23 protein-coding genes are annotated in these 22,785 nt (G+C 68.2%); 5 read left to right on the top strand and 18 right to left on the bottom strand.

Annotated features, from left to right (window positions below):
- Positions 1-5: 5 nt before the first annotated feature.
- The gene (locus AWU67_RS05660; protein WP_067227117.1) at positions 6-581 is read right to left on the bottom strand and encodes a 1,2-dihydroxy-3-keto-5-methylthiopentene dioxygenase; all 576 of its coding nucleotides are present in this window, start codon (positions 579-581) and stop codon (positions 6-8) included.
- A 136-nt stretch (positions 582-717) separates the two neighbouring features.
- Between AWU67_RS05660 and mtnK the strand changes: the two genes are divergently transcribed.
- A complete protein-coding gene (mtnK, locus tag AWU67_RS05655) occupies positions 718-1,956 on the top strand; it encodes an S-methyl-5-thioribose kinase (RefSeq protein WP_067227116.1) in 1,239 nt (412 codons plus the stop codon).
- Between the two features lie 10 nt (positions 1,957-1,966).
- Here mtnK and AWU67_RS05650 read toward each other — a convergent pair whose 3' ends face one another.
- The 10 genes from AWU67_RS05650 to AWU67_RS05605 all read right to left on the bottom strand — a co-directional run bounded on the left by AWU67_RS05650 (position 1,967) and on the right by AWU67_RS05605 (position 11,360).
- Positions 1,967-2,596, bottom strand: a complete 630-nt coding sequence (locus tag AWU67_RS05650; RefSeq protein ID WP_067227115.1) for a nucleoside hydrolase — start codon at positions 2,594-2,596, stop codon at positions 1,967-1,969.
- Entirely contained in the window at positions 2,545-2,949 is a 405-nt protein-coding gene (locus tag AWU67_RS17790; protein WP_067227114.1) for a nucleoside hydrolase, read from the bottom strand. The genes AWU67_RS05650 and AWU67_RS17790 overlap by 52 nt, the downstream gene beginning before the upstream one ends.
- A 41-nt stretch (positions 2,950-2,990) precedes the next feature.
- The gene (locus AWU67_RS05640) at positions 2,991-3,896 is read right to left on the bottom strand and encodes an ABC transporter permease (RefSeq protein WP_199922351.1); all 906 of its coding nucleotides are present in this window, start codon (positions 3,894-3,896) and stop codon (positions 2,991-2,993) included.
- Positions 3,893-4,969, bottom strand: coding sequence for an ABC transporter permease (locus AWU67_RS05635; RefSeq protein ID WP_067227112.1), 1,077 nt, complete (start codon positions 4,967-4,969; stop codon positions 3,893-3,895). Before AWU67_RS05635 ends, AWU67_RS05640 begins: the two co-directional genes overlap by 4 nt.
- Complete coding sequence (locus AWU67_RS05630) at positions 4,966-6,537, bottom strand: ABC transporter ATP-binding protein (RefSeq protein ID WP_067227111.1); 1,572 nt, start codon at positions 6,535-6,537, stop codon at positions 4,966-4,968. The genes AWU67_RS05635 and AWU67_RS05630 overlap by 4 nt, the downstream gene beginning before the upstream one ends.
- Entirely contained in the window at positions 6,534-7,580 is a 1,047-nt protein-coding gene (locus AWU67_RS05625) for a BMP family lipoprotein (RefSeq protein ID WP_067227110.1), read from the bottom strand. Before AWU67_RS05625 ends, AWU67_RS05630 begins: the two co-directional genes overlap by 4 nt.
- A 138-nt stretch (positions 7,581-7,718) precedes the next feature.
- On the bottom strand, positions 7,719-8,375 hold the full coding sequence (gene mtnB / locus AWU67_RS05620; protein WP_067227109.1) for a methylthioribulose 1-phosphate dehydratase: 657 nt from the start codon (positions 8,373-8,375) through the stop codon (positions 7,719-7,721).
- The gene (gene mtnC, locus AWU67_RS05615) at positions 8,372-9,094 is read right to left on the bottom strand and encodes an acireductone synthase (RefSeq protein WP_067227108.1); all 723 of its coding nucleotides are present in this window, start codon (positions 9,092-9,094) and stop codon (positions 8,372-8,374) included. Before mtnC ends, mtnB begins: the two co-directional genes overlap by 4 nt.
- On the bottom strand, positions 9,091-10,293 hold the full coding sequence (locus tag AWU67_RS05610; protein WP_067227107.1) for a phosphotransferase: 1,203 nt from the start codon (positions 10,291-10,293) through the stop codon (positions 9,091-9,093). The genes mtnC and AWU67_RS05610 overlap by 4 nt, the downstream gene beginning before the upstream one ends.
- The gene (locus tag AWU67_RS05605; protein WP_199922350.1) at positions 10,290-11,360 is read right to left on the bottom strand and encodes a hypothetical protein; all 1,071 of its coding nucleotides are present in this window, start codon (positions 11,358-11,360) and stop codon (positions 10,290-10,292) included. Before AWU67_RS05605 ends, AWU67_RS05610 begins: the two co-directional genes overlap by 4 nt.
- A gap of 294 nt (positions 11,361-11,654) precedes the next feature.
- On the opposite strand from AWU67_RS05605, the gene valS reads away from it, so the two are divergent.
- Genes valS through AWU67_RS05590 form a run of 3 tightly spaced genes read left to right on the top strand, consistent with a single transcriptional unit; the run spans position 11,655 to position 14,995 of the window.
- Entirely contained in the window at positions 11,655-14,240 is a 2,586-nt protein-coding gene (gene valS, locus AWU67_RS05600) for a valine--tRNA ligase (protein ID WP_067227106.1), read from the top strand.
- A 9-nt stretch (positions 14,241-14,249) separates the two neighbouring features.
- Complete coding sequence (locus AWU67_RS05595; RefSeq protein ID WP_067227105.1) at positions 14,250-14,711, top strand: GNAT family N-acetyltransferase; 462 nt, start codon at positions 14,250-14,252, stop codon at positions 14,709-14,711.
- Positions 14,711-14,995 carry a hypothetical protein gene (locus AWU67_RS05590; protein WP_067227104.1) on the top strand — a complete coding sequence of 95 codons (285 nt, stop codon included), beginning with the start codon at positions 14,711-14,713 and terminating at the stop codon, positions 14,993-14,995. The genes AWU67_RS05595 and AWU67_RS05590 overlap by 1 nt, the downstream gene beginning before the upstream one ends.
- 679 nt (positions 14,996-15,674) lie before the next feature.
- On the opposite strand, the gene AWU67_RS05585 is transcribed toward AWU67_RS05590, so the two are convergent.
- From AWU67_RS05585 to sufB, 7 genes are all read right to left on the bottom strand, one after another.
- Positions 15,675-15,998 (bottom strand): GIY-YIG nuclease family protein, encoded by a 324-nt coding sequence (locus AWU67_RS05585; RefSeq protein ID WP_067227103.1) that lies wholly within the window; start codon positions 15,996-15,998, stop codon positions 15,675-15,677.
- A 211-nt stretch (positions 15,999-16,209) separates the two neighbouring features.
- The gene (locus AWU67_RS05580) at positions 16,210-17,073 is read right to left on the bottom strand and encodes a class I SAM-dependent methyltransferase (RefSeq protein WP_082716796.1); all 864 of its coding nucleotides are present in this window, start codon (positions 17,071-17,073) and stop codon (positions 16,210-16,212) included.
- Positions 17,074-17,165: 92 nt separating this feature from the next.
- Positions 17,166-17,495 carry a metal-sulfur cluster assembly factor gene (locus tag AWU67_RS05575; protein WP_067227102.1) on the bottom strand — a complete coding sequence of 110 codons (330 nt, stop codon included), beginning with the start codon at positions 17,493-17,495 and terminating at the stop codon, positions 17,166-17,168.
- A gap of 4 nt (positions 17,496-17,499) precedes the next feature.
- Positions 17,500-18,264, bottom strand: coding sequence for a Fe-S cluster assembly ATPase SufC (gene sufC / locus AWU67_RS05570; RefSeq protein WP_067227101.1), 765 nt, complete (start codon positions 18,262-18,264; stop codon positions 17,500-17,502).
- Between the two features lie 51 nt (positions 18,265-18,315).
- Positions 18,316-18,642: a non-heme iron oxygenase ferredoxin subunit gene (locus tag AWU67_RS05565; RefSeq protein ID WP_067227100.1), complete on the bottom strand. Its 327-nt coding sequence runs from the start codon at positions 18,640-18,642 to the stop codon at positions 18,316-18,318.
- The gene (gene sufD, locus AWU67_RS05560; protein WP_067232212.1) at positions 18,642-19,838 is read right to left on the bottom strand and encodes a Fe-S cluster assembly protein SufD; all 1,197 of its coding nucleotides are present in this window, start codon (positions 19,836-19,838) and stop codon (positions 18,642-18,644) included. The genes AWU67_RS05565 and sufD overlap by 1 nt, the downstream gene beginning before the upstream one ends.
- Positions 19,839-19,868: 30 nt before the next feature.
- Positions 19,869-21,287, bottom strand: a complete 1,419-nt coding sequence (gene sufB, locus AWU67_RS05555; protein WP_067227099.1) for a Fe-S cluster assembly protein SufB — start codon at positions 21,285-21,287, stop codon at positions 19,869-19,871.
- A gap of 284 nt (positions 21,288-21,571) precedes the next feature.
- Between sufB and AWU67_RS05550 the strand changes: the two genes are divergently transcribed.
- The gene (locus AWU67_RS05550; protein WP_067227098.1) at positions 21,572-22,507 is read left to right on the top strand and encodes a COX15/CtaA family protein; all 936 of its coding nucleotides are present in this window, start codon (positions 21,572-21,574) and stop codon (positions 22,505-22,507) included.
- Positions 22,508-22,785 lie beyond the last annotated feature (278 nt).

The raw sequence follows: 22,785 nt of genomic DNA, 5'->3' as shown, positions 1-22,785 counted from the left end.
CGTTCTCAGACCGAGACGGCCGCGAGCTCGTCGTAGCTGGCGAACGACTCCGCGATGTCGCTGCCGGTGAAGTTGCCCACCCAGCCGTCGTCGTCGTGGAAGAAGCGCACCGACACGTACGCGGGCTGGGTGCCCATGTCGAACCAGTGGGTGGTGTTCGCGGGAACGGAGATGACATCGCCGGCCTCGCAGAACACCGCGTGCACCTTCTCGTCGGCGTGCAGGTAGAACACGCCGCTGCCGCGGGCGAAGAAGCGATCCTCGTCATCGTCGTGGCGGTGCTCACTGAGGAACTTCTGGCGAGCGGCATCCGCCTTCTCGCGATACTCGGGCGTCTCGTCCGGAACGATCGTCATCACATCGACGAGGGTGTACCCCTGCTCAGCATTGACCGCGGCGATCTCGTCGCGGTAGGCCTCCAGCACCTCATCCTGGGTGGGGTCTGCGGGGATCTCCTTGAGCTCCCAGCGGCTGAACCGCGCGCCGAGCCCGGCCAGGATCCGGGTGATGTCGTCGGAATCGCGCGTCTGCACGACCGGGGTCTCTGGGTCGGAATCGTTCCACACGGTCAAAAGAGTCATGCGGCAATCGTAACGACGGCGGGCCGCCGACCACCCGGTTCGGAGGGGTCCCTCGGTAACACTGCGTCACACGATGCACGCTGCTGGGTTCCCTGCTCGCTAGGCTTCCGATTTCCAGAGCAAAGGACCTTTCAGCGTGGCGCGCACGACCCCAGACTTCGACCAGCTGACGCTGGCCACCGTTCCGCACTATCTTGCCTCCCGGCCGGCGCTGAGACCTCGGATCGATGCCTCGGCGCTCAGCTCGGTCGTCGAGGTGGGCGACGGCAACCTCAACCTCGTTTTCATCGTGCGCGACGCCCACGGCTCCTCCCTCGTGCTCAAGCAGTCGCTGCCCCATGTGCGCACCGATCCCAGTTGGCCCATGACCAGGGAGCGCAGCACACGCGAATGGGTGGTCCTGGACACCCACGAGCGAGCGGACGCTGCCCATGTTCCCGCCCTGTTCGACTTCGACCAGGCGCACTTCGTCCTCGCGATGGAGGATCTCTCAGACCACGACGTGTGGCGCAGCGAGCTGAACAGCGGCCGCGTGCAGGGCTGGGCGGCCGCAGAGGTGGGCCGCTACGTCGCCCGCACCTCCTTCGCCTCGTCGGTGTTCGGCCTCGACCCTCTCGAGCAGAAGCGGCTGGTCGCGCGGACGGTGAACCCCGAGCTGTGCGAGATCACCGAGAACCTGGTCTTCACCGAGCCCTACATCGAGCACGAGCACAATGCGGTGCTGCCGGGCAACGAGGCGGATGTCGACGCGCTCCGCCGAGACCGGGACGTGCTCCGCGAGATCGGGCTCGCCAAGTACCGCTTCATGTCGAGCGCACAGTCGCTGCTGCACGGCGACCTGCACACCGGGTCGGTGTTTGTTCGCGCCGAGTCTGGAGGGCGCCCCGCTTCTCTGCGGGCGTTCGACAGCGAGTTCGGCTTCTACGGCCCGACCGGCTTCGATCTGGGCGCGTTGTGGGCAAACTTCGTGCTCGCCGCCGCCCGTGCGGAGGCTCTCGGCGATCCGGACCGCGCCGCGCAGATCCTGGCCCTTCCGGCCGCGCTGATGGAGGCGTTCGAGGCCGAGTTCCGCGCACTCTGGCCTACCCGACTCGACGCGCGCATCTGGGCCGACGACGCGCTCGAGGCACTGCTCGGCGACATCCGCCGGGATGCGGCCGGCTACGCCGGCGCGAAGGCGGTTCGGCGCATCGTGGGCTTCGCCAAGGCGAGCGACATCGAGACGCTGGAGCCGGCCCTGCGCGAGGGGGCGGCCAGGGGCGTGCTCCGGGCCGGGCGGGTGCTCATTCTGTCCCGCCTCGGCACGGACTCCGTTGAGGCCCTCTCGGCGACGGTCTCGCGCATCCTGCACGAGACCGCCACCTGCGGGGCGTAGCGCAGTCGCGTCAGCGGCCGTTGGCGAGGGTTCCGACGAAGTCGGACAAGAACGCCGCGCGGTCGACATCGAGCACGACCAGCGTGTCGGGAGCGTCCTGCGTCTTCCAGCTCACCGGCAGGCCGTCAGCGGTGCGCACGAGGTGCGCCCTGGTGAAGAAGCCGTCGGAGGTGATGTTCACCGGGCCGGACACCGACGACGTGATCCACTCGGGGTGCACCAGCAGCGCCGCAGCCAGGCCGTCGTGGGCCGGAGACACACGTCGCCCCCACGCGAACTGGTAGAAGTCCATGTAGGCCTCGAGGATCTGGGCGGAGAACGTGCCCCACTCCGTTCCCGCGCGGTGCAGCGCCTGCACGGCCGCTTCGTCGACGATCGTGCCGGCGGTGACGTTCACGCCGACCATGACGAGCGACGTGCGCGGCGCAGCGAACACGCGGGCGGCGGCCTCGGCATCGTTGTGGATGTTCGCATCGACCATCTGCACGGTGCCGAGCGGCGGGAACGGCCCGGAACCGCCCATGATGACCACGGAGCGGAAGAGGGTGAGCAGCTCCGGCTCGAGGGCGAGCGCCAGGCCGAGGTTGGTCAGTGGGCCGATCGGCAGCAGGTCGTAGTATCCGGGCCGTGCTCGTGCCATCTCCACCAACAGCTCCGCGGAGCTGAGCGGCGAGAGATTGACCGGCTCCAGCTTCTCCCCCAGATGTCGCCCAGGCCGTCGGTGCCGTGCACGTGCTCGGCGATCCGCGGTTCGCCGAGGATCGGGCCGGCAGCGCCGCGGGCGACGAGCGTCTGCTCGAGCCCGACCACCTTCAGCACCCTGGCGATGTTCGTCACGGCGTCCTCGACCGGGGTGTTGCCGTACACGCTCGTGATGGCCGAGATCTCCACGTTCGGCTGCGCGGCGAGGTAGAGCAACGCCAGGGCGTCATCGATGCCCGTGTCGGTGTCCACGATCACGTGGCGGATGTCGGTTGGTTGGTCGTGCGTCACGGGGTTCTCCTTGAGTGCGGGGTTGATGGCGGTGCGGCGGCTCAGGCCGGTGCCGGGGTGGCGCGTGTGCCGAAGCGGATGCGGGTGAGCACCAGCACGACCACGGTGATCGCGTACGGCGCGGCATCCGTGAGCTGCTGCGGTGCCCCAATGCCCTGCAGGCGGAAGCCGATGGCTTCAGCCGCGCCGAAGCCGAGGCAGATGAACGGCAGCCAGAGCGGCTTGTTCGCGACAAGGATGACGGCCGCGACCGCGATCCAGCCGCGCCCGGCCGTCATGTTCTCGGTGAATAGGGTCACGTTGCCGAGTGAGAGTTGCGCGCCGGCCAGGCCGCAGAGCGCACCGCCGAGCACGGTCACCCAGAACTGGGTGCTGCGCACACTCACGCCGAGGCTTTCGGCGGCGTCGGGGTGCGTCCCCACTCCGCGCAGGCGCAGCCCGCCGGGGGTGTTGCGCAGCCAGAGGCCGGCGGCCACGATCAGCACGAGTGCCAACGGGACGAGGGGCGTCTGCCCGGCGAAGATCGGCCCGATGATGGGCACGCCCGCCAGTGCGGGCATCGTTCCGATGCCTTCGAGCCCGCGCGGTGCGAACGAGCCGGAAACCCCGAACATCGCGCGCATCAGGAATCCGGTGAGCCCGAGGGCGAGCAGGTTCGTGCCGATGGCGATGATGATGGGGTCCGCCCCGAACCGGGCGGCCCCGATCGCCAGCACCAGCGCGTACAGTGCCGTGGAGATGATGGCGACCAGAACGCCCGCCCAGGCGCTGCCGGTCAGGTAGCTGCCCGCGACAGCGGCGAACGCGCCCCACAGCATGTGCCCTTCGAGGGCGATGTTGAAGACCCCGGCCTGTGCGCACAGCGCACCGGCGAGAGCGGCGAAGAGGATCGGGGTCGCCGAGGCGAACACCGCGGCCACGAAGCCCCACTCGAACACGCCCATCATGCGTCCTTCCCTGCTCCGGAACGTCGCGCGTCGAGCACAACCCGGAGCGCGAGGATCACGATGACGACACCCTGCACGACGTCGGAGAGCTGCCGGGGAACGTCGGCCGTTCGTTCCATCGCCGCGCCCCCGACCTGCAGGATCGTGAAGAGCACAGCGGTGAGTGGCACGAGCGCAGGGCGACCGCCGGCCAGAAGCGCGGCGGCGAGACCCGCGAAGGTGTAGCCAGGAGAGACGAGGGCGCCGTCGATGAAACGGAACGGCGACGACATCACGATGATCGCGCCGACGAGGCCGGCCACGGCACCGGCTGCGGCCATGGAGCCGAGTGCGAGCCGCGACGAGACAAGCCCGCCGTATGCGGCGAACTTGCGGTTCGCGCCGGCCACGCGCATCTCGAATCCGACCGCCGAACGCGAGTCGACCAGGTAGAAGACGACCATGATGGCGACGATCAGCAGCAGCCCGACCGACGTGTAGCGGAGGCCGCCCAACGCCCAGATGTGGGCGTCATCCGGCAACCGCGGGGTCTGCGCGACCCCGGATCCGGTGTCGGCGAGCGGGAAGCGCACGAGGAACGATGCGATCGCCACGGCGACCGGGGACAGGAGCAGCGTTGAGATGATGATCGGGATGCCGAATCGGCTCGACAGCGGTGCAGACACCGCGGCGAACCCGCCGCCGACGAGCATGGCGGCGACGATTGCCAACGGCACCGCGAGCACGCCGGGCAGGCCGAGCTCGGCCGCGACGATGTAAGCGGTGACGCCGCCGAGCACCATCTGCCCGTTGCCGCCCATGTTGAACTCCCCCATCCGCAGGGGAATGGCGGCGGCGAGCCCCATTCCGCAGATGAAACCCCAGACGGAGAAGGTGTAGTCGAGGCTCCCGAGCTGCAGGGAGCCGGTGATCACGGCCGCATACGCATCGACGGGGTTCAGCCCGGCCGCGAGCATGATCACCGCACCGATCAGCACGGCGATGATGACGGCGCCGACGGGCACGACGGCGGGATGCCTCATCGCGCGCTGGGGCAGGGTTTCGGTCCGCTGGGGCAGGGTTGCGGTGCTCATACGGCCGGCACCTGCAACTCCTGCTCTGCCGCCTGCGCCTGTGCGGCGTTGCCTGCACCGGCCAGCGCCGCGCCGATCAGTTCCACTGTCGCCTCCTGGCGGTCGAATTCGGCGACGACGGCGCCGCTGAACATGACAAGAATTCGGTCGGCGAGGGCCATCAGCTCGGATATCTCGTGGGATACCAGGAGGATCGCCCCGCCGGAGTTGCGGTAGTCGAGCAGCCGACCATGGATGGCCTCGATTGCGCCGACGTCAACGCCCTGCGTCGGTTGCTCTGCTATCAGCAGCGGCGCGTTGTGGGCGAGCTCGCGGGCGACGACGACCTTCTGGGCGTTGCCGCCGGAGAGCGCGCCGACGGGGAGGGACTCGCCCGAGGTGCGCACGTCGTACGCCTGGATCAGGTCGGTGGCCATCGTGCGCGCGGCTGCCAGCGACATCCAGCCCCGACCGAGGCCGGAAGCGGCGCCGATGGGAGGGTTCCGATGGTGGCCGAGCATGATGTTCTCTGTGATCGACATGGCGATCGCACTGCCCTCGCCGCGCCGGTCCTCCGGGATCACGGCCAGGCCGTGTGAGCGGCGCGTGCGCACGGACTCGGCCGTGACGTCCCGCCCGAGCAGCCGCACGCGGCCGGAGTCTGGCCTCTGCGTGCCGAGGATGGCGGCGACGAGATCATGCTGCCCGTTGCCGGAGACACCGGCGATGCCGACGATCTCCCCGGCGCGCACCCGGAGCGACACATCGGAGACCACGGTCGTCGCCCCCGCGCCGACCGTCAGGTGCTCGACCTCGAGCACGGTCTCCCCCGGCGTTCCCGTGCCCGGGTTGGCGACCTCGTGCACCTCGCGGCCCGTCATCGCATGGACAAGCTCCTGCGCGCTCGCAGTGGCCGTGTCGAAGCGGCCGGTGACGCGGCCGCCGCGGAGCACGGTGATCTCGTCGGAGACGGAGAGAACCTCGTGGATCTTGTGGGTGACGAGCACAACGGTCGCGCCGCCGTCCGCTGCCCGGCGGATCACGGAGAACAAGGAGGTGACCTCACTGGGGGTGAGCACGGCCGTCGGCTCATCGAGGATCAAGATGCGGGCGTCCCTGTGCAGCGCTTTCAGGATCTCCACCCGCTGCTTGGCGCCGGCAGACAGGGAACCGACCAGCGCGCCCGGGTCCGTGTCGAGCCCGTAGCGCTCCGCCAGTTCCCGCACCCGCTCGGCTGCGGCGCGCCTGTCAAAGAGGCCGAACCTGCGCGGCTCGGCGCCGTACACGACGTTCTCGGCCACCGTCATCTCGTCGAAGAGCCGGAAATGCTGGTGGACCATGCCAAGGCCGGCCGCGATCGCGTCCAGCGGCCCGGAGAAGTCGACAGGGCGGCCCTCGACCGCAATGCGGCCGGAATCCGGTCTGACCATGCCGAACATGATCGACATGAGCGTGGACTTTCCGGCGCCGTTCTCGCCCATCACGGCGTGCACACTGCCGGGACGCAGCACGAGATCGACGCCGTCGTTGGCAACGACGGCGCCGAATCTCTTGCTGATCCCGCTCAGCTCAACTGCGGGAAGGCTCATCCGGCTGTCAGCGGGTCCACGACGACGACGTCACCGGAGATGATCTGGTCGCGAATGGCCGCGACCTTCTCGATCACATCGGGGTGCTCGGCGATGATGCACTTCGAGTCGGCGACGTCAGGCTCCAGGCCGGTCAGTCCCACACCGCCCTCGGCGAGGCCGTACGACTTGAAGCCGCCGCTCTTGCCGGCGAAGATGTCGGTCACGGCGTTCTGCAGGGCGACGTCGACGCGCTTGATCGAGTTGTCAACGACAGCTCCCGGGGCGTCGAGGCACTGGTTGGTGTCAACACCGAAGGCCAGGATGCCGTTCGCTTCCGCGGCCTCGAAGACGCCGAGGTTGCCACCGGAGGCGGCCGCGTTGATGTAGTCGACTCCGGTGTCGGCCAGGATCTGGGCCTGCGCCTTGGCCCTGGCCTGGTCGCCGAAGGGGTTGTCGCCGCCGACGTACTGCACGGCGGTGGTGATGGCCGGGTCGACGCTCTGCGCGCCGGCGAAGAACGGGTCGACCCAGCGGTGCACGAACGGGCTGTCGACGGCTGCGACCACACCGATGTTCTTGGACGTGGAGAGGAGTCCGGCCTCAACGCCCGCGAGGTAGTTGGCCTCGTACTCCTTGAAGACCGCGGCCGTGAGGTTCGGCGTCGGGTCCTCTGCGGAGGTGTCGATGAGCAGGAACTGCTGGTCGGGGTTGTCGGCCGCCGCCTGCGTGAACTGGTCGAGCACGCTGTACGAGACGCCGATGATCACGTCGGGTGCCGTGCGGATGGCCTCGTCCAGGTTCTGCTGGATGGAGGACGGGTCCTTGCTCTCGTAGACGTCGACGGAGGCGTTGCTCTCCTCGCCGACGGCCTCTGCGCCCTGGACGGCGAGCTGCAGGAAGTTGTTCGAGCCGATCGCGGTGGGCGTGATCAGGATGATCGACTTCGCATCCGCTCCGGAGGCCGGGGTTTCGGACTCGGTGGCGCTGGAACAGGATGCGAGCGTTCCGATCAGGACGACGGCAGCGAACGCTGCGCCGGCTCGGCGGGTGGTTGCGGACATGGGTGTCTCCTCAGGGCTGTGACGAGGTGGAAGAGGTACGCGCCTGCAAACGCTGAGGGCCGCGCGAAACCACAAGCTACCAGCGGACGGATCGCCGGAATCGTGCGCGTTGTCATGCAACGACACAAAGAAGCGGAGCTACCGCCGCGTGGCGAGAGCGATCTGCAAGAGGCCCTCGATGATCTCGAGGTGCCAGCGCGCTTCGCGGAGATCGGCGCCCCACGCGTAAATCCCGTGACCGGCGACGATGAGCGCTGGGACATCCCGGCTGTTGGGGCTGGCCGGGCGGTACACCGCCTCAAACGCGTCGCCGAGGGCGACCATGTCCTGCGAATTGTCGACGACGGGGATGACGACATCCTGACCGTGCGCGGAATGGCCGATGCCCTTGAGCATCTCCAGGTCGCGCAGCACGACACCGCCCGGCCAGACGTGCGCAGCCGTCACCGCAGCCAGGGCGTGCACGTGGATCGCCGCGCCCGCGCCGGCCTTCGCGGCGATGCGGGCGTGCAGGCCGGCCTCGGCCGATGGGCGCTGCTCAGAGCCGCCCTCGCCGATCACGCCGGCGCCGTCCTCGTCGACGATCACGATGTCGGACGAGGTGAGTTCGCCCTTGTCGAGCCCCGAGGCGGTGACGGCCAGGCGCAGGGGGTCCCGCGCCAGGGTGACGGAGAGGTTGCCGGCGGTGCCCGGCATCCAGCCGCGCGAGGCGAACCGGGCGGACTCCGCCGCCAGTGCGGCCCCGGCACGCTCGATCAGCGCGGCGCTCACGGGCTCGCTCGAGAAGACATTCATGCGGAGACCACCTCGACGTCGGTGAACGAGGATGCGACGGCCGATGCGCCGAAGTCCGCACCGAACCACGGCTCGCCCGGCCGCGAGAATGCGAGCGTCTGCCAGCCGGCCTCCCGGGCAGCCGCGACCTCCTCCGGGTGGTCGGTGAAGAACACGATCTGCTCCGGAGCCCGCCCCAATCTGGCCGCGATAGTGTCGTAGGAGGACGCGATCTTCTTGGGCCCGGCGTTGACGGTGTCGAAGTAGTCCGTGATCAGCGGGGTGAGGTCGCCGTCTGGCGAGTGCCGGAACCACGGCACCTGCGAGGTGACGGACCCGGAGGAGAACACGACGAGGTCGACCCCCTGAGCGTGCCACGCCCGCAGCTGCGGGATGACGTCGTCGAAGAAGTGCGAGCTGATCTCGTCACGGCGGAAGCCCTCCGCCCAGATCTGGCCCTGGAGCGTCTTCAAGGGCGTCGACTTGACGTCATCCGCCATCCAGCCGTGCAGCACGGCGACGATCTGGGCCGTGCTGGCGTCGGCCGGCAGGCCGGCGTCGGCGATCACCTGACCGCGGGCCACGGCGACATCCGGATCACCTGCATGCTCGTCCAGCCACGCCGCGAGACGCGGCCTGGCGTAGTCGTAGAGGTCGCCCAGGATGAACCCGGCCGCGCTCGTTGTGCCCTCCAGGTCGAGGACGACGGTGCGGGCGTGCAGCTGAAGCGATGTGGTCACAGTGATTCCCTCGGTGTTCCCGCCACGAGCCAGTGTCGTGCGCGGTCGAAAATGGTCTGGTGGGCTGCCGCCGATACCTCGGGGGGCAGGGTTTCAAGGTCTGCGGCGTGCGAATAGCCCACGACCCGGCGCATGGCCTCTGCACCGGCGAATCGCCAGGCATCGGCTCGGACGGAATCGAGCCAGTTCTCGTCGACTCCTTCGGAACGCCACTCGGCGGTGAATGCGGCCCAGCTGGAGTCGATGGCGCCACGGCGCTCCGCGGCGAGCCCGTGCGCCCCGACCGCCTCGGCCGCGACGGCCGCGATCTCCAGGTTGGCCCAGAACAGCCCGAGGTCCAGCCCGATCGGGCCGACGAAGCTGAACTCCGGGTCGAACACCCGGATCTGTTGCTCCGGCGCATCCGTGCGCAGTGCGGCGACCTGGGCCGGCTCGACCATGATCGATCCGGAATGCAGGTCTCCGTGCAGCAGTGACTGAGCAGAGTCGCGGAAGGTGGCGCGGAGCCCGGCGACGGCGCGCCCGACCTCCTCGTCGCCGTAGAGGTTCGCGACCCGCGGCGCGAGCGCCGGGTGCCAGTGGTTGTGCTCGTGTGCGCGGAACGGCTCGTCGAGGACGACGTCGAGGGTGAGGGCGCACAGCTCGGCGTTGGCGGAGGTGCGCACGAGCTCGGCGTGCGCGTCTGCCCCGAGCCGTGTGAGCGATGTGGCCGCGCTCACCGTGCCGACGAACCGTCCGACGACGGCGCCGAGCCTGTCGAAGTCGATCGCGCGGGCAGGATTGCCCGACGCCGCCGCCCGGATCTGGTCGATGAGCTCGTCCCGCAGGACGCGCAGCCCAGAGAGGTCTTCCATCACCAGCACGAACCGCTCGAGGTCGCAGTGCACGACCACGGGGACGGCCTCCGGCACGATCCGGGAGAACACCTCATATGCCCGCGCCTCCGCGCCGATCCTGGCCGGGTCGATCGGCCATCCGGGCCCGGCGACCTGCACGAAGGGCGGCGCCTGCTTGATCGCCAGGCTGCCCAGAGGGCCGGAGGCGATGAACACCCGGTTCATGTTGCCGGCCGTCACCTCGCTGACGGCGACGTCGTGCGCGCGCTCGGCCAGGTGCGGCAGCAGGCCGGCGCCGTCGAGGTAACCGACGACCTCCTCGGCTGTTGTGAGCAATTCGTACGCGAGCAGCGGTGCGCTCATGCGCCGGGCCGATCGAAGTAGTGTGCGACATCCGCGGCCGCGTACGCGCCGCGGTCCGTCACGATGCGCGTGACGAATCGTGCGGGGGTGGCGTCGAAGGCGGGGTACCACGCGTCGGTGACCAGGGCCGAAGCCGTCCTCCGGCCGAGCGTGTGCAGCACCTCATCCCCGTCCCTGTCCTCGATCCGGATGTCGGCGCCGACCGGCGCGCCGGGGTCCGGTGACTGCACGAGGGCATAGAAGGGCACGTCGAAGGCGTGAGCGGCGACGGCCAGGCCGAGCGTTCCCACCTTGTTCACCACGGTACCGTCGAGGCTCACACGGTCGGCGGCGGTGACGAACGCATCGACGGGGCCGATTCCCGAGCCGGGCGCGAGGGCTGCCGCGCCCATCCCATCGGTGATCAGCGTGACCGTCTGCCCGAGTTCGCGCAGAGTGTGTGCGGTGAGCCTGGCGCCTTGCAGGTAGGGCCGGGTCTCCGTGGCAATCCACTCGTAGCTGCGGCCGACGCGATCGGCGGCGCGCACCAACTCGGTGATGTAGGTGTCCATCCAGCAGTGGGTGAGCAACCTGGCGCCATCGGGCAGCAGTTTCACGGCCTCGTCGCCGAGCGCACGGCTGCGCGACCGGTACAGTTCTGCGCCCGCCCGGGCGGCCGTCACGGCGGCCTCGACGAGCTCCGCCGTGCTGCGCGCGTCGACGCAGGCCTCCCGCACGCGCTCGACGGCCTCAAGCGGGTGGTTGTTGGTCGGCCGCGCGGTGGCCAGGGCGTCACCGGCCGCGCCGATTGCAGCGCGCGCGGCGTCCAGCGGCAACGCCGCGGCTTGCACGGCGGCCAGTTCGAGGCCGGCGCATGCCGCGTAAAGCGGTCCGGAGCTCTGCGTGACCATGGCCCGGATCGCCTCGGCCACCTCGAACGCGTCCGAGCATCTGACCCAGCTCAGCTCGCCGGGGAAGACCCGCCGGTCCAGGATCAGCACGGCGCCCTCCACGATGCGCACGGAGTCCTCGAGCGCCGCCGTCGGCAGCCCGGATCCGCGCCGGCCGCGCTCAATCAGCTCACTCACTGTGTCTCCTTTGCAGTCCGTGCCCCGCCGGACGGGGCGCGAGTCGAGGATATCGGCCGGCACCTGCCCGGCCGGCCGGTGCTCCCCTGCAGGTGCGCAGAGCCGCGTTCGAGCGCGGAACGCACAGCCACCCTGTGTGTCGCCATGTTTCATTCGACCGCGCGCCGGGCGCGGCTGGAGGCCGCCGTCGCTGCCGCGCACCGCGGGCTGGGCGCCGTCGGGTAACCTTGATCACAGCTGACTATCAGGCACCTCACCATCGACACGGTGCCGCCCACAACGAACCGGAGCCTCATGACTACCCCCGATCGCGTTCCAGACAAGCCCGCCCTCGAAGGGCTGGAAGCCAAGTGGGGCGGGGTCTGGGAGACCGCGGGCACGTACCGCTTCGACCGCGCCAACGCCACCCGCGAGTGCATCTACTCGATCGACACGCCGCCGCCGACCGCATCCGGTTCGCTGCACATCGGCCACGTCTTCTCCTACACGCACACCGACGTCGTCGCGCGCTTCCAGCGCATGCGCGGCAAGAGCGTGTTCTACCCGATGGGCTGGGACGACAACGGCCTGCCCACCGAGCGCCGGGTGCAGAACTACTACGGCGTGCGCTGCGACCCGACACTGCCCTACACGGTCGACTTCGTGCCGCCCTTCGAGGGTGGAGACGGCAAGAGCACGAAGGCCGCCGACCAGAAGCCGATCAGCCGCCGCAACTTCATCGAGCTGTGCGAGCGCCTCACCGTTGAGGACGAGAAGCAGTTCGAGGCGCTCTGGCGCACCCTCGGCCTCTCGGTCGACTGGACGCAGAGCTACCGCACCATCGGCGACGAGGCCCTGTTCACCTCGCAGCTCGCCTTCATCCGCAACGTCGAGCGCGGCGAGGCCTACCAGGCCATGGCGCCGACGCTGTGGGATGTCACCTTCCGCACCGCCGTGGCTCAGGCCGAGCTCGAGGACCGCGACCAGCCGGCCGCGTACCACCGGGTCAGCTTCCACAAGCCCGATGGCGGCACGATCGAGATCGAGACCACCCGCCCCGAGCTCCTCGCGGCGTGTGTCGCCCTCGTTGCCCACCCGGATGACGAGCGCTACAAGCCCTTCTTCGGCACGACCGTCACGACCCCCGTCTTCGGCGTCGAGGTGCCCGTGCTCGCGCACCACCTCGCCCAGCAGGACAAGGGCTCCGGCATCGCCATGATCTGCACCTTCGGTGATGTCACCGACGTCGTGTGGTGGCGCGAGCTGTCGCTGCCGAACCGCGCCATCATGGGCTTCGACGGCCGCATCATCAGCGAGGCCCCCGAGGTCATCACGAGCGAGGCCGGCCTCTCCGCCTACGCCCAGATCGCCGGCAAGACCGTGTTCTCTGCCAAGCAGACGATGGTCGAGCTGCTGCAGGCCAGCGGCGAGATGATCGGCGCCCCGAAGAGCATCCAGCACCCGGTCAAGTTCTTCGAGAAGGGCGACAAGCCGCTCGAGATCGTCTCCACCCGCCAGTGGTACATCGGCAACGGCGCGAAGGATGAGGCGCTGCGCGAGCGGCTCCTCGCCCACGGCGCCGAGCTGGAATGGCACCCCGACTTCATGCGCGTGCGCTACGAGAACTGGGTCGGCGGCCTGACCGGCGACTGGCTGATCTCGCGCCAGCGCTTCTTCGGCATCCCGATCCCTGTCTGGTACCCGCTGGACGCCGACGGCAACCCCGTCTTCGACGAGCCGATCATCGCCGGCCGCGAGATGCTGCCCGTCGACCCCTCCAGCGACACGGCGCCCGGCTACGACGAGTCCCAGCGCGGCGTCGCCGGCGGCTTCATCGGCGAGCTCGACGTCATGGACACCTGGGCGACCTCCTCGCTCACGCCGCAGCTGGCCGGCGGCTGGGAGCGCGACCCGGAGCTGTTCGACCTGGTCTTCCCGTACTCGCTGCGCCCGCAGGGCCAGGACATCATCCGCACCTGGCTGTTCTCCTCCGTGCTGCGCGCAGAGCTCGAGCACGGCGTCGCGCCGTGGAAGCACGCCAGCATCTCCGGCTTCATCGTCGACCCCGACCGCAAGAAGATGTCCAAGTCCAAGGGCAACGTTGTGACCCCGGCCGACATCCTCGAGCAGCACGGCTCCGACGCCGTCCGCTACTGGGCGGCCTCCTCGCGCCTCGGCACCGACGCGGCCTTCGACCCGCAGAACCCGACCCAGATCAAGATCGGCCGCCGCCTCTCCATCAAGATCCTGAACGCGGCCAAGTTCATCCTGAGCTTCGAGCAGGGTGCGGATGCCGGCTCGCTGGAGACCGTGACGGAGCCGCTGGACCTCAGCATGCTCGCGTCGCTGCACACCGTCATCGAGCAGGCAACGGCCGCCTTCGAGAACTACGACCACGCCCGTGCGCTGGAACTCACCGAGAGCTTCTTCTGGACCTTCTGCGACGACTACCTCGAGCTCGTCAAGGAGCGTGCCTACGCAGACGGCGCCGGGCAGGCCTCGGCAACGACGGCACTGCGCATCGCGCTGTCGGTGCTGCTGCGCATGTTCGCCCCGTTCGTGCCGTTCGCGACCGAGGAGGCCTGGTCCTGGTCGAACGAGGGCAGTGTGCACACGGCCAGCTGGCCCGTAGCCACCGAGCTCTCCGCCGCCAACCCGCAGGTGCTCGCACTGGCCGGTCAGGCGCTCATCGGCATCCGCCGCGCCAAGACCGACGCGAAGGCATCGCAGAAGACGGCCGTGACCTCCGCTACGATCGTTGCAACTCCGGAGCAGCTTGAGCTGCTCCGGCTCGCTGCGGAAGACCTCAAGGCGGTCGGACGCATCGCAGAGCTGAGCTTCGCCGAAGGATCAGAGATCGCCGTCACAGATATCGTTTTCGCCCCCGCGCAGGAGAGTTAGGAGAGCCGCATGACCGTGCAGATTCGCCCGATCGCCGATGGAGACTTCTTCAATTGGATTGGCCTCTATGAGGGCTACAACACCTTTTACAACCGGGAGCTGACCGACCAGAAGGCGCTCATCCTGTGGAGCTGGTTGGTCGACAAGAACCACGAGACCTTCGGTTTCGTGGCGGAGGAGGACGGCGAGCTCATCGGGCTCGCCCACTTGCGCGAGTTCGCCCGCCCGCTGGATGCCAGCCGCGGCCTGTTCCTCGACGACCTCTACGTCGCCGAGTCGGCCAGGGGCAACGGCGTCGGTGGCGCGCTGCTGGAGACCGCGAAGGGATACGCGCTCGAGCACAAGCTCAGCGTCGTGCGTTGGATCACCTCCAACGAGAACGAGGTGGCACAGCTGCTCTACGACAAGGTGGCCAAGCGCACCGACTGGGTCACCTACGACATGGACCCGAGCGCAGAGGGTGATTCCTGATGCAGCTCGGCAAGCGCTGGGCGTTCGGTGAGGCCGCGCCGGCCACGCTGCCCGAGGTCGTGCTCGTCGCCGTCGAGGCCGTCGAGAGCGACGAGGCCCCGGCCGGTGTCGACCGCTCGAGCTGGCGCTGGACGCTGACCTGGCTGGAGAACAAGCCGGTGCTGGAACTGGATGACGGCACCGTCATCCGCTACGACGCCGATGCCGACAGCGCCACCATCACGCAGCGCGTGCCGGCGAGCACGAGCGAGTTCGCCGACACCGACGACGACGACGACTGGTAATAGTTCGCGGTTCGAGGTCTCGATACTGCCGCCCACCCGCTACTCACGCAGCGGATGGGCGGCAGTTTCGTTTTCTGCTGCGCGCGCAGGGCCGTATCGAGACCCCGAATCCAGCCCGAAACCGAGACCCGCACTAGGTCTCGATACGCTCGTTCCTCGCTACTCGACCAGCGGGAATGCGGCAACCTCCCTCACCCGCTGGTCGAGTAGGCCCGCCAGGGCCGTATCGAGACCCCGAATCCAACCCGAATCCGACCCCCGCGCGAGGTCTCGATACGCTCGTCCCTCGCTACTGGACCAACGGGAACACGGCAACCTCCCGCACCCGCTGGTCGAGTTGGCCCGCCAGGGCCGTATCGAGACCCCGAATCCAGCCCGAAACCGACCCCGGCACGAGGTCTCGACACGCTCGTTCCCCGCTACTCGACCAACGGGAATGCGGCAACCTCCCGCACCCGCTGGTCGAGTAGGCCCGCCAGGGCCGTATCGAGACCCCGAATCCAACCCGAAACCGACCCCGGCGCGAGGTCTCGATACGCTCGTTCCTCGCTACTCGACCAGCGGGAATGCGGCAACCTCCCATTCCCACTGGTCGAGTAGGCCCGCCAGGGCCGTATCGAGACCCTGAATCCAACCCGAAACCGACCCCCGCACGAGGTCTCGATACGCTCGTGCCTCGCTACTCGACCAGCGGGTGGGCATCTGGCGACGTGTGCTCTATCCCCCAGCGCTTCCTGGCGAGTCCCGGAAGCAGCTCGGCGCCGACGCCGTCGATCAGCGCCCGGCGCTTTGCACGGCTCCAGCGCTGCACCTGCTTCTCACGGCCGTACGCCTCATCGATGCGGTCGTACTCCTCGAAATAGACAAGCGTCACGGGCTGACGGCGTCGCGTGTAGGCCGCTCCGCCCTCGTGGTTGTGCTGCCAGACGCGCTGCTCGACGTCCCAGGCGCTGCCGACGTAGTACGAGCCGTCTGAGCACTCCACGATGTACATGTACGGCATGCCCCGAGTATCGCTGATCCCGGCGCACGGCGTCCGGAGTTATCCACAGCCCGCTGGTCGGCACACCCACCCGGCGTACGTCCCCGCTGGTCGAGTAGGCCCGCCAGGGCCGTATCGAGACCCCGAATCCAGCCCGAAACCGAGACCCGCACGAGGTCTCGATACGCTCGTTCCTCGCTACTCGACCAGCGGGTGGGCGAGCTGCGGCAGGCTACTTGGTGGCGATGATCTCGCCGTGCGGCATACCGAGCCAGCCGTCGGGGTCGGCCGTCCAGTAGCGCCAGCCCTCCGAGATCTCCTGCAGGTCGCTGAGGGTCGCGACGCCGCTCTCGATCGCCTGCGAGGCGAAGCTGGACTCGAGGGCGCGCGTGGCCCAGCTGCTCCCCCACCAGTCGCGCTCGGCATCCGTAGCGAAGCACCACATGCTGGCCGAGCTCGTGACGGACTCGAAGCCGGCGTGCCGGGCCCACGCCTTGAGCGAGCGACCGGCATCCGGGAACACCCCATTGCCGTGCATCACGGCGCGCATGGTCGCCAGCCAGCGGTCGAGCGCCGGCAGCTCCGGGTACCAGGAGGTGGAGCCATAGATGACGTCGCGCACCGCGAGGATGCCGCCGGGCTTCAGCACCCGGTAGATCTCACGCATTGCGTCGACCGGGCGGGAGAGGTGCTGCATCACCTGGTGCGCGTGCACCACGTCGAAGCTGTTGTCGGGGAAGTCGAGGGCGTACACGTCGCCGACGGCGAAGCGCACGTTGTGCATCCCACTGTCGTCGGCCAACGCCTGTGCCTGGCCGATCACGTCGGCGGACGAGTCGATACCGATAACCTCGCCGGGGGCGACGCGCGGGGCCAGGTCGACGGTGATCGTTCCCGGGCCGCAGCCGACATCCAACACCCGCTGACCGGCGGCCAGGTGGGGAAGCAGGTAGCCGGCCGAGTTCTGCACCGTGCGCCAGGAATGCGAGCGCAGCACGCTCTCGTGATGGCCGTGGCTGTACCGCTCCGGTGGGGCTGTCTCGCTGCGGTCGGTCTCCGGCAGGAAGGGGTTCTCGGGGTTGGCTTCGGTGCTCATATGCCGAGCCTATCCCCGCCGGCAGACAGAAACGCGGCCCGCCCCTCTGCCGAGGGACGGGCCGCGCCACGCACCGTGCTGGTGCTCTTGTCTTAGATCGAGAAACCGAGGGCGCGCATCATGTCGCGGCCATCGTCCGTGATCTTCTCGGGGCCCCACGGCGGCATCCACACCCAGTTGATGCGGAAGGCGTCGACGACGCCGTCCAGCGACTCGGCGGTCTGCTCCTCGAGCACATCGGTGAGCGGGCAGCCGGCGCTGGTGAGCGTCATGTGGATGACGAGCGCGTTGTTCTCGTCGTCCCAGCCGAGGTCATAGATGAGCCCGAGGTCGACGATGTTGATGCCGAGCTCAGGGTCCATGACGTCTTTAAGCGCCTCTTCGACCTGGTCGTAGAGCGCGGGAGCGAGCGTACTGGTCATAGAACTAGCCTACGTTCGCGCCGCTGAGAAAACGATCGTAACCCTCGTCCTCAAGGCGGTCGGCGAGCTCGCGGCCGCCCTGCTCTGCCACGCGGCCATTGACGAACACGTGCACGAAGTCAGGCTCGATGTAGCGCAGGATGCGGGTGTAGTGGGTGATCAGCAGGATGCCGAGGCCGGTGTTGGCCTTGGCACGGTTGACGCCCTCAGAGACGATCTTCAGCGCGTCGACGTCGAGGCCGGAGTCAGTCTCGTCGAGCACGGCGAACTTCGGCTTGAGCAGCTCGAGCTGGAGGATCTCGTTGCGCTTCTTCTCACCACCGGAGAAGCCCTCGTTCACGTTGCGCTCGGCGAAGGACGGGTCCATGCGCAGGGCGTCCATGGCACTGCGGACGTCCTTGATCCAGTGACGGATGCTGGGAGCCTCGCCCTCGATCGCGGTCTTGGCGGTGCGCAGGAAGTTGGTGTTGGTGACGCCGGGGATCTCGACCGGGTACTGCATGGCCAGGAACAGGCCGGCGCGGGCACGCTCGTCGACGCTCATGTCGAGCACCTCGACGCCGTCGAGCAGGATGGACCCGCCCTCGACGTGGTACTTCGGGTGGCCAGCGATCGTGTACGCGAGGGTGGACTTGCCCGAGCCGTTGGGGCCCATGATGGCGTGGATCTCGCCCTCGTTGATGGTCAGGTCGACACCGCGCAGGATCTTCTTGGCGCCCTGGTCGGTCTCGACGTTGACGTGCAGGTCCTTGATCTCAAGAACAGACATAGTGTTCAATCTCTTTCGTGTTCGGCGCGCTTGCGCCAGGCAAGTGGAGGTTTAGACGGCCAGGGTGACGGCCGGGTCAATGTAGATGTCGCCGTCGACCAGTTCGACCTGGTACACGGGAACCGGCTCATAGGCCGGGAGGGTGAGCGGCTTCCCGGTGCGCAGCGAGAACTGCGATCCGTGGGCCCAGCACTCAAGCGTGTCGCCCTCGATGAACCCCTCGGAGAGGGAGATGTCGCCGTGGGTGCAGGTGTCGCCGATGGCGAACACCTCGCCGGCGGAATCCTTCACCAGGGCGATGGAGACGCCGTCGATGTCGACCTTGACGGCCTTGTTCTCCTCGAGCTCGTCGAGGGCACAGATGCGGCTGGCGACCATCAGAGTGCCGTCCCAACAAGCTCGGACTCGAGGACGGCCTGCAGGCGTTCCTCGAGCGGGGCGGAACCGATCTGCTGCACGATCTCGCTGAGGAATCCGCGCACGACGAGGCGGCGCGCCTCCTCCTCGGTGATGCCGCGCGACTGCAGGTAGAAGAGCTGCTCGTCGTCGAAGCGGCCGGTGGCGCTGGCGTGGCCGGCCCCGGCGATGTCGCCCGTCTCGATCTCCAGGTTCGGGATCGAGTCGGCCCGGGTGCCCTCGCTGAGAACCAGGTTGCGGTTCTGCTCGTAGCTGTCGGTGCCGGTGGCCTGCTGGCCGATGAGCACGTCGCCGATCCAGACGGTGCGCGCGCCCTCGCCCTGCAGGGCACCCTTGTAGTTGACTCGCGAGCGGGTGTGCGGCGCCTCGTGGTGCACGTAGACCTGCTGTTCGAGGTGCTGGCCGGCGTCGGCGAAGTAGAGGCCGTACGCCTCGACGTCGGCGCCGGACTCGGCCAGCGTCGTGGTCGGGTTGAGCCGGACCACCTCACCACCGAGCGAGACGACGATGTGCTTGAGCTTGGCGTCGCGGCCGACCCGGGAGAAGTGGTTGGCCAGGTGCACTGCACCGGCGTTCCACTGCTGCACGGTGACCACGCTGAGGTTCGCGGACTCGCCGACGAGGATCTCAACGTTCTCGACGATCCGGGCGTCGCCCGTGTTGTCGAGAACGATGCGGGCGTTGCTGAACGGTGCGGCCTCGATGACGATGTGGGCGGCGCGGGCGGCGGAACCGAGTGCGCTGCGCAGCACGGTCACCTCCTTCGCGTCCTCACCGGTCACCGTGATGAGCAGGGCCTTCTCGAAATTGGTCCAGGCGTTCGCAGCGGCGCGCTCTTCCGGCTTGCCGGCGGTGCCGATGCGGGCGTCGTCGCGGTCGATCCAGCTGATGCTGACGCCGGCGGCATCCGTCGCGCTGAACTCGAACGGCGAACCGTCGAGCTCACCGTCGAGGAGGTCAGCGAACTTGGCAATCGGGGAGAGCTTCCAGACGGCTTCGCGGCCCGTGATGACGGGGAAGTCGCTGTGCTCGAATGAGGCGAAGCGGGCGGATCGGGTCTGCACGGGGGCGAGACCCCAGCCACCGTCGCTGTGCTTCTTGAGGCCGTGCTGCTCCGGCGAGACGAGGCTCGCCGTGGGCGCGTCGGAACTGGGCATGGTTGTACTGGGTGTCGAGGCGGCGGTCATTTAGCCGACGGATCCTTCCATGCCCATTTCGATGAGCTTGTTGAGTTCAAGTGCGTATTCCATGGGCAGTTCGCGGGCGATCGGCTCGATGAAGCCGCGCACGATCATGGCCATTGCTTCGGTTTCGGTCATGCCGCGGCTCATCAGGTAGAACAACTGCTCTTCGCTGACCTTGGAGACCGTGGCCTCGTGCCCGAGCTGCACGTCGTCGACACGGATGTCGATGGCCGGGTAGGTGTCGGAGCGCGAAATGGTGTCGACCAGCAGCGCGTCACAGACGACGCTATTCGCCGAGTGGTGGGCGTTGGCGGCGATGCGCACCTCGCCGCGGTAACCGGCGCGGCCACCGCCGCGGGCGATCGACTTGGAGACGATCGACGACTGCGTGTACGGCGCCATGTGCACCATCTTGGCTCCGGCGTCCTGGTGCTGGCCGGGGCCCGCGAAGGCGACGGAGAGGGTCTCGCCCTTGGCGTGCTCGCCCATCAGGTAGATCGACGGGTACTTCATGGTGACCTTGGAGCCGATGTTGCCGTCGACCCATTCCATGGTCGCGCCTTCAGCAGCCGTTGCACGCTTGGTGACCAGGTTGTAGACGTTGTTCGACCAGTTCTGGATCGTCGTGTAGCGCACGCGGGCGTTCTTCTTCACGATGATCTCGACGACGGCGGAGTGCAGCGAGTCGCTCTTGTAGATCGGGGCGGTGCAGCCCTCGATGTAGTGCACGTAGCTGCCCTCGTCGGCGATGATGAGGGTGCGCTCGAACTGGCCCATGTTCTCCGTGTTGATACGGAAGTAGGCCTGCAGCGGGATCTCGACGTGCACGCCGGGCGGCACGTAGACGAAGGAGCCGCCCGACCAGACGGCCGTGTTCAGCGCGGCGAACTTGTTGTCGCCGGAGGGGATGACAGTACCGAAGTACTCCTCGAAGATCTCCGGGTGTTCCTTGAGCGCCGTGTCGGTGTCCATGAAGATGACGCCCTGGGCTTCGAGCTCGGAGTTGATCTGGTGGTAGACCACCTCAGACTCGTACTGGGCTGCGACGCCGGCGACCAGACGCTGGCGCTCGGCCTCGGGGATGCCGAGCTTCTCGTAGGTGTTCTTGATGTCGTCGGGCAGGTCTTCCCAGCTCTGGGCCTGCTTCTCGGTCGACCGAACGAAGTACTTGATGTTGTCGAAGTCGATCTCGCTGAGGTCTGCACCCCAGGTCGGCATCGGCTTGCGTCCGAACAGCTCGTAGGCCTTGAGTCGACGCTCCAGCATCCAGGCCGGTTCGGACTTCAAAGCCGAAATGTCGGAGACAACCTCCTTCGAGATTCCTCGACGGGCGGATGCGCCTGCGGCATCCGGGTCAGACCATCCAAACTCGTAAACACCGAGTGACTCGAGTTCTGGGCGGTCAATGAGCACGTCCGACATTCTCTACCTCTTCTCCTGCCCGCTATAACCGGGTATCAGTCCGGCTCATTCCCGAACCCGACGCGAATGCGCCTGACTTCGATGAACGATTGTGCGGGTGGCTGCTTTGCGTACCTAAGATATTCAAGAACCGTTTGTCAGGGCGCGCATCACGGCGTCGTGTGACGCGACGGCGCGTGAGCACGGTTCTCAAATCAATTCGATTCTACAGCCACACAGCTGGGGATCGGCGTGCGCACAGCCCAGCGCCGCCCAAACGGCAAGACACGAAGGCGAAATACACGGTGAAGCGCTTCTCACTCCCCACTCGAATCAACGGGGGCATCCGCCTCTTCGCTTGGCTCTCCTTCTTCTCTGAGCTGCTGATCATCCTGACCGGCGGTGCCGTCCGGCTCACCGGCTCGGGGCTCGGCTGCCCGACCTGGCCGCTCTGCACGCCGGAGTCGCTTGTACCCACGGCCGAGATGGGCATCCACGGCGTCATCGAGTTCAGCAACCGGATGATGTCTGGAGTGGTCGGCATCATCGCCGTCGTCATGCTCGTGCTGGTGTTCGCGCTGCGCAAGGAGCGCCGCGAGCTGTGGACGCTCTCGCTGATCCTGCTGATCGGCGTCGTCGCCCAGGCCGTCGTCGGCGGCATCAGCGTGCTGACCGGCCTCAACCCCTTCATCGTCGGCTTCCACTACACGGTCTCCCTCGTCATGTGCGCCATCGCGGCTGCCCTGCTGGTGCGCGTCTACGCGGTGCCCGGGCCGCGCGAGCTCGCCGTGCCGCGCTGGTTCATGATCCTCACCCACCTCACCACCTTCTTCGTGGCACTCACCATCGCGGTGGGCGTGTTGACGACGGCATCCGGCCCGCACTCCGGCGACCTGAACGCCGCCCGGACCGGATTCAACGCCGAGTTGTTCGAGCACCTGCACGCTTGGCCCGCCTACGCGGTGCTCGCGCTCACGGTCACCCTGGCGATCACGTCGTTCGGTTTCACCGGCACCCGCGTGCACCGCTGGCTGCTCGCGCTGCTCGGCGTCGAGCTCCTGCAGATCGCGATCGGCCTGATCCAGGCCAACACCGGCCTGCCCGAGGGCCTGGTCGCCGCGCACATGGTTCTTGCCGCGCTGCTCGCCTCGGCGATGACCGTCGTCGTGCTCAACCTCAAGAAGCCCGTCGCTGTTGCGGTCCAGATCGCGGAGCCCTCCCCCGCCACCGTCACAGCCTGAGTGCGGACCTGAGTCGCCCCAGGCCGGTCTGACACGGCCGTAATCGGGCTCCTCGAACAGCGAAGTCGACGGCACTGACGCCCCACGGAACCCCGCTGGTCAAGCAGCGAGGAACGAGCGTATCGAGACCCCGCACGGCGGCTCGCTGCCCACGGTGTCGGGGTCTCGATACGGCCCTGGCGGGCCTACTCGACCAACGGGAGTGGGCGCCCTGCGCAACTGCTGCTGCCGTGTGCTCGGTGCGCCTAGAAGGGCAGCAGCGGGCCCACTCGACCAGC

The sequence above is a fragment of the Microterricola viridarii genome, assembly GCF_001542775.1.
Taxonomy (GTDB): domain Bacteria; phylum Actinomycetota; class Actinomycetes; order Actinomycetales; family Microbacteriaceae; genus Microterricola; species Microterricola viridarii_A.
The sequence above is the reverse complement of the archived record's forward strand: the minus strand, read 5'-3'. Positions and strand labels throughout refer to the sequence as shown.

Coding starts and splice junctions, on each gene's coding strand:
- AWU67_RS05660 (WP_067227117.1), bottom strand. CDS start 581: ATGACTCTTTTGACCGTGTGGAACGATTCCGACCCAGAGACCCCGGTC.
- AWU67_RS05650 (WP_067227115.1), bottom strand. CDS start 2,596: ATGGCACGAGCACGGCCCGGATACTACGACCTGCTGCCGATCGGCCCA.
- AWU67_RS05640 (WP_199922351.1), bottom strand. CDS start 3,896: ATGATGGGCGTGTTCGAGTGGGGCTTCGTGGCCGCGGTGTTCGCCTCG.
- AWU67_RS05635 (WP_067227112.1), bottom strand. CDS start 4,969: ATGAGCACCGCAACCCTGCCCCAGCGGACCGAAACCCTGCCCCAGCGC.
- AWU67_RS05630 (WP_067227111.1), bottom strand. CDS start 6,537: ATGAGCCTTCCCGCAGTTGAGCTGAGCGGGATCAGCAAGAGATTCGGC.
- AWU67_RS05625 (WP_067227110.1), bottom strand. CDS start 7,580: ATGTCCGCAACCACCCGCCGAGCCGGCGCAGCGTTCGCTGCCGTCGTC.
- mtnB (WP_067227109.1), bottom strand. CDS start 8,375: ATGAATGTCTTCTCGAGCGAGCCCGTGAGCGCCGCGCTGATCGAGCGT.
- AWU67_RS05610 (WP_067227107.1), bottom strand. CDS start 10,293: ATGAGCGCACCGCTGCTCGCGTACGAATTGCTCACAACAGCCGAGGAG.
- valS (WP_067227106.1), top strand. CDS start 11,655: ATGACTACCCCCGATCGCGTTCCAGACAAGCCCGCCCTCGAAGGGCTG.
- AWU67_RS05595 (WP_067227105.1), top strand. CDS start 14,250: ATGACCGTGCAGATTCGCCCGATCGCCGATGGAGACTTCTTCAATTGG.
- AWU67_RS05590 (WP_067227104.1), top strand. CDS start 14,711: ATGCAGCTCGGCAAGCGCTGGGCGTTCGGTGAGGCCGCGCCGGCCACG.
- AWU67_RS05585 (WP_067227103.1), bottom strand. CDS start 15,998: ATGCCGTACATGTACATCGTGGAGTGCTCAGACGGCTCGTACTACGTC.
- AWU67_RS05580 (WP_082716796.1), bottom strand. CDS start 17,073: ATGAGCACCGAAGCCAACCCCGAGAACCCCTTCCTGCCGGAGACCGAC.
- AWU67_RS05575 (WP_067227102.1), bottom strand. CDS start 17,495: ATGACCAGTACGCTCGCTCCCGCGCTCTACGACCAGGTCGAAGAGGCG.
- sufC (WP_067227101.1), bottom strand. CDS start 18,264: ATGTCTGTTCTTGAGATCAAGGACCTGCACGTCAACGTCGAGACCGAC.
- AWU67_RS05565 (WP_067227100.1), bottom strand. CDS start 18,642: ATGGTCGCCAGCCGCATCTGTGCCCTCGACGAGCTCGAGGAGAACAAG.
- sufD (WP_067232212.1), bottom strand. CDS start 19,838: ATGCCCAGTTCCGACGCGCCCACGGCGAGCCTCGTCTCGCCGGAGCAG.
- sufB (WP_067227099.1), bottom strand. CDS start 21,287: ATGTCGGACGTGCTCATTGACCGCCCAGAACTCGAGTCACTCGGTGTT.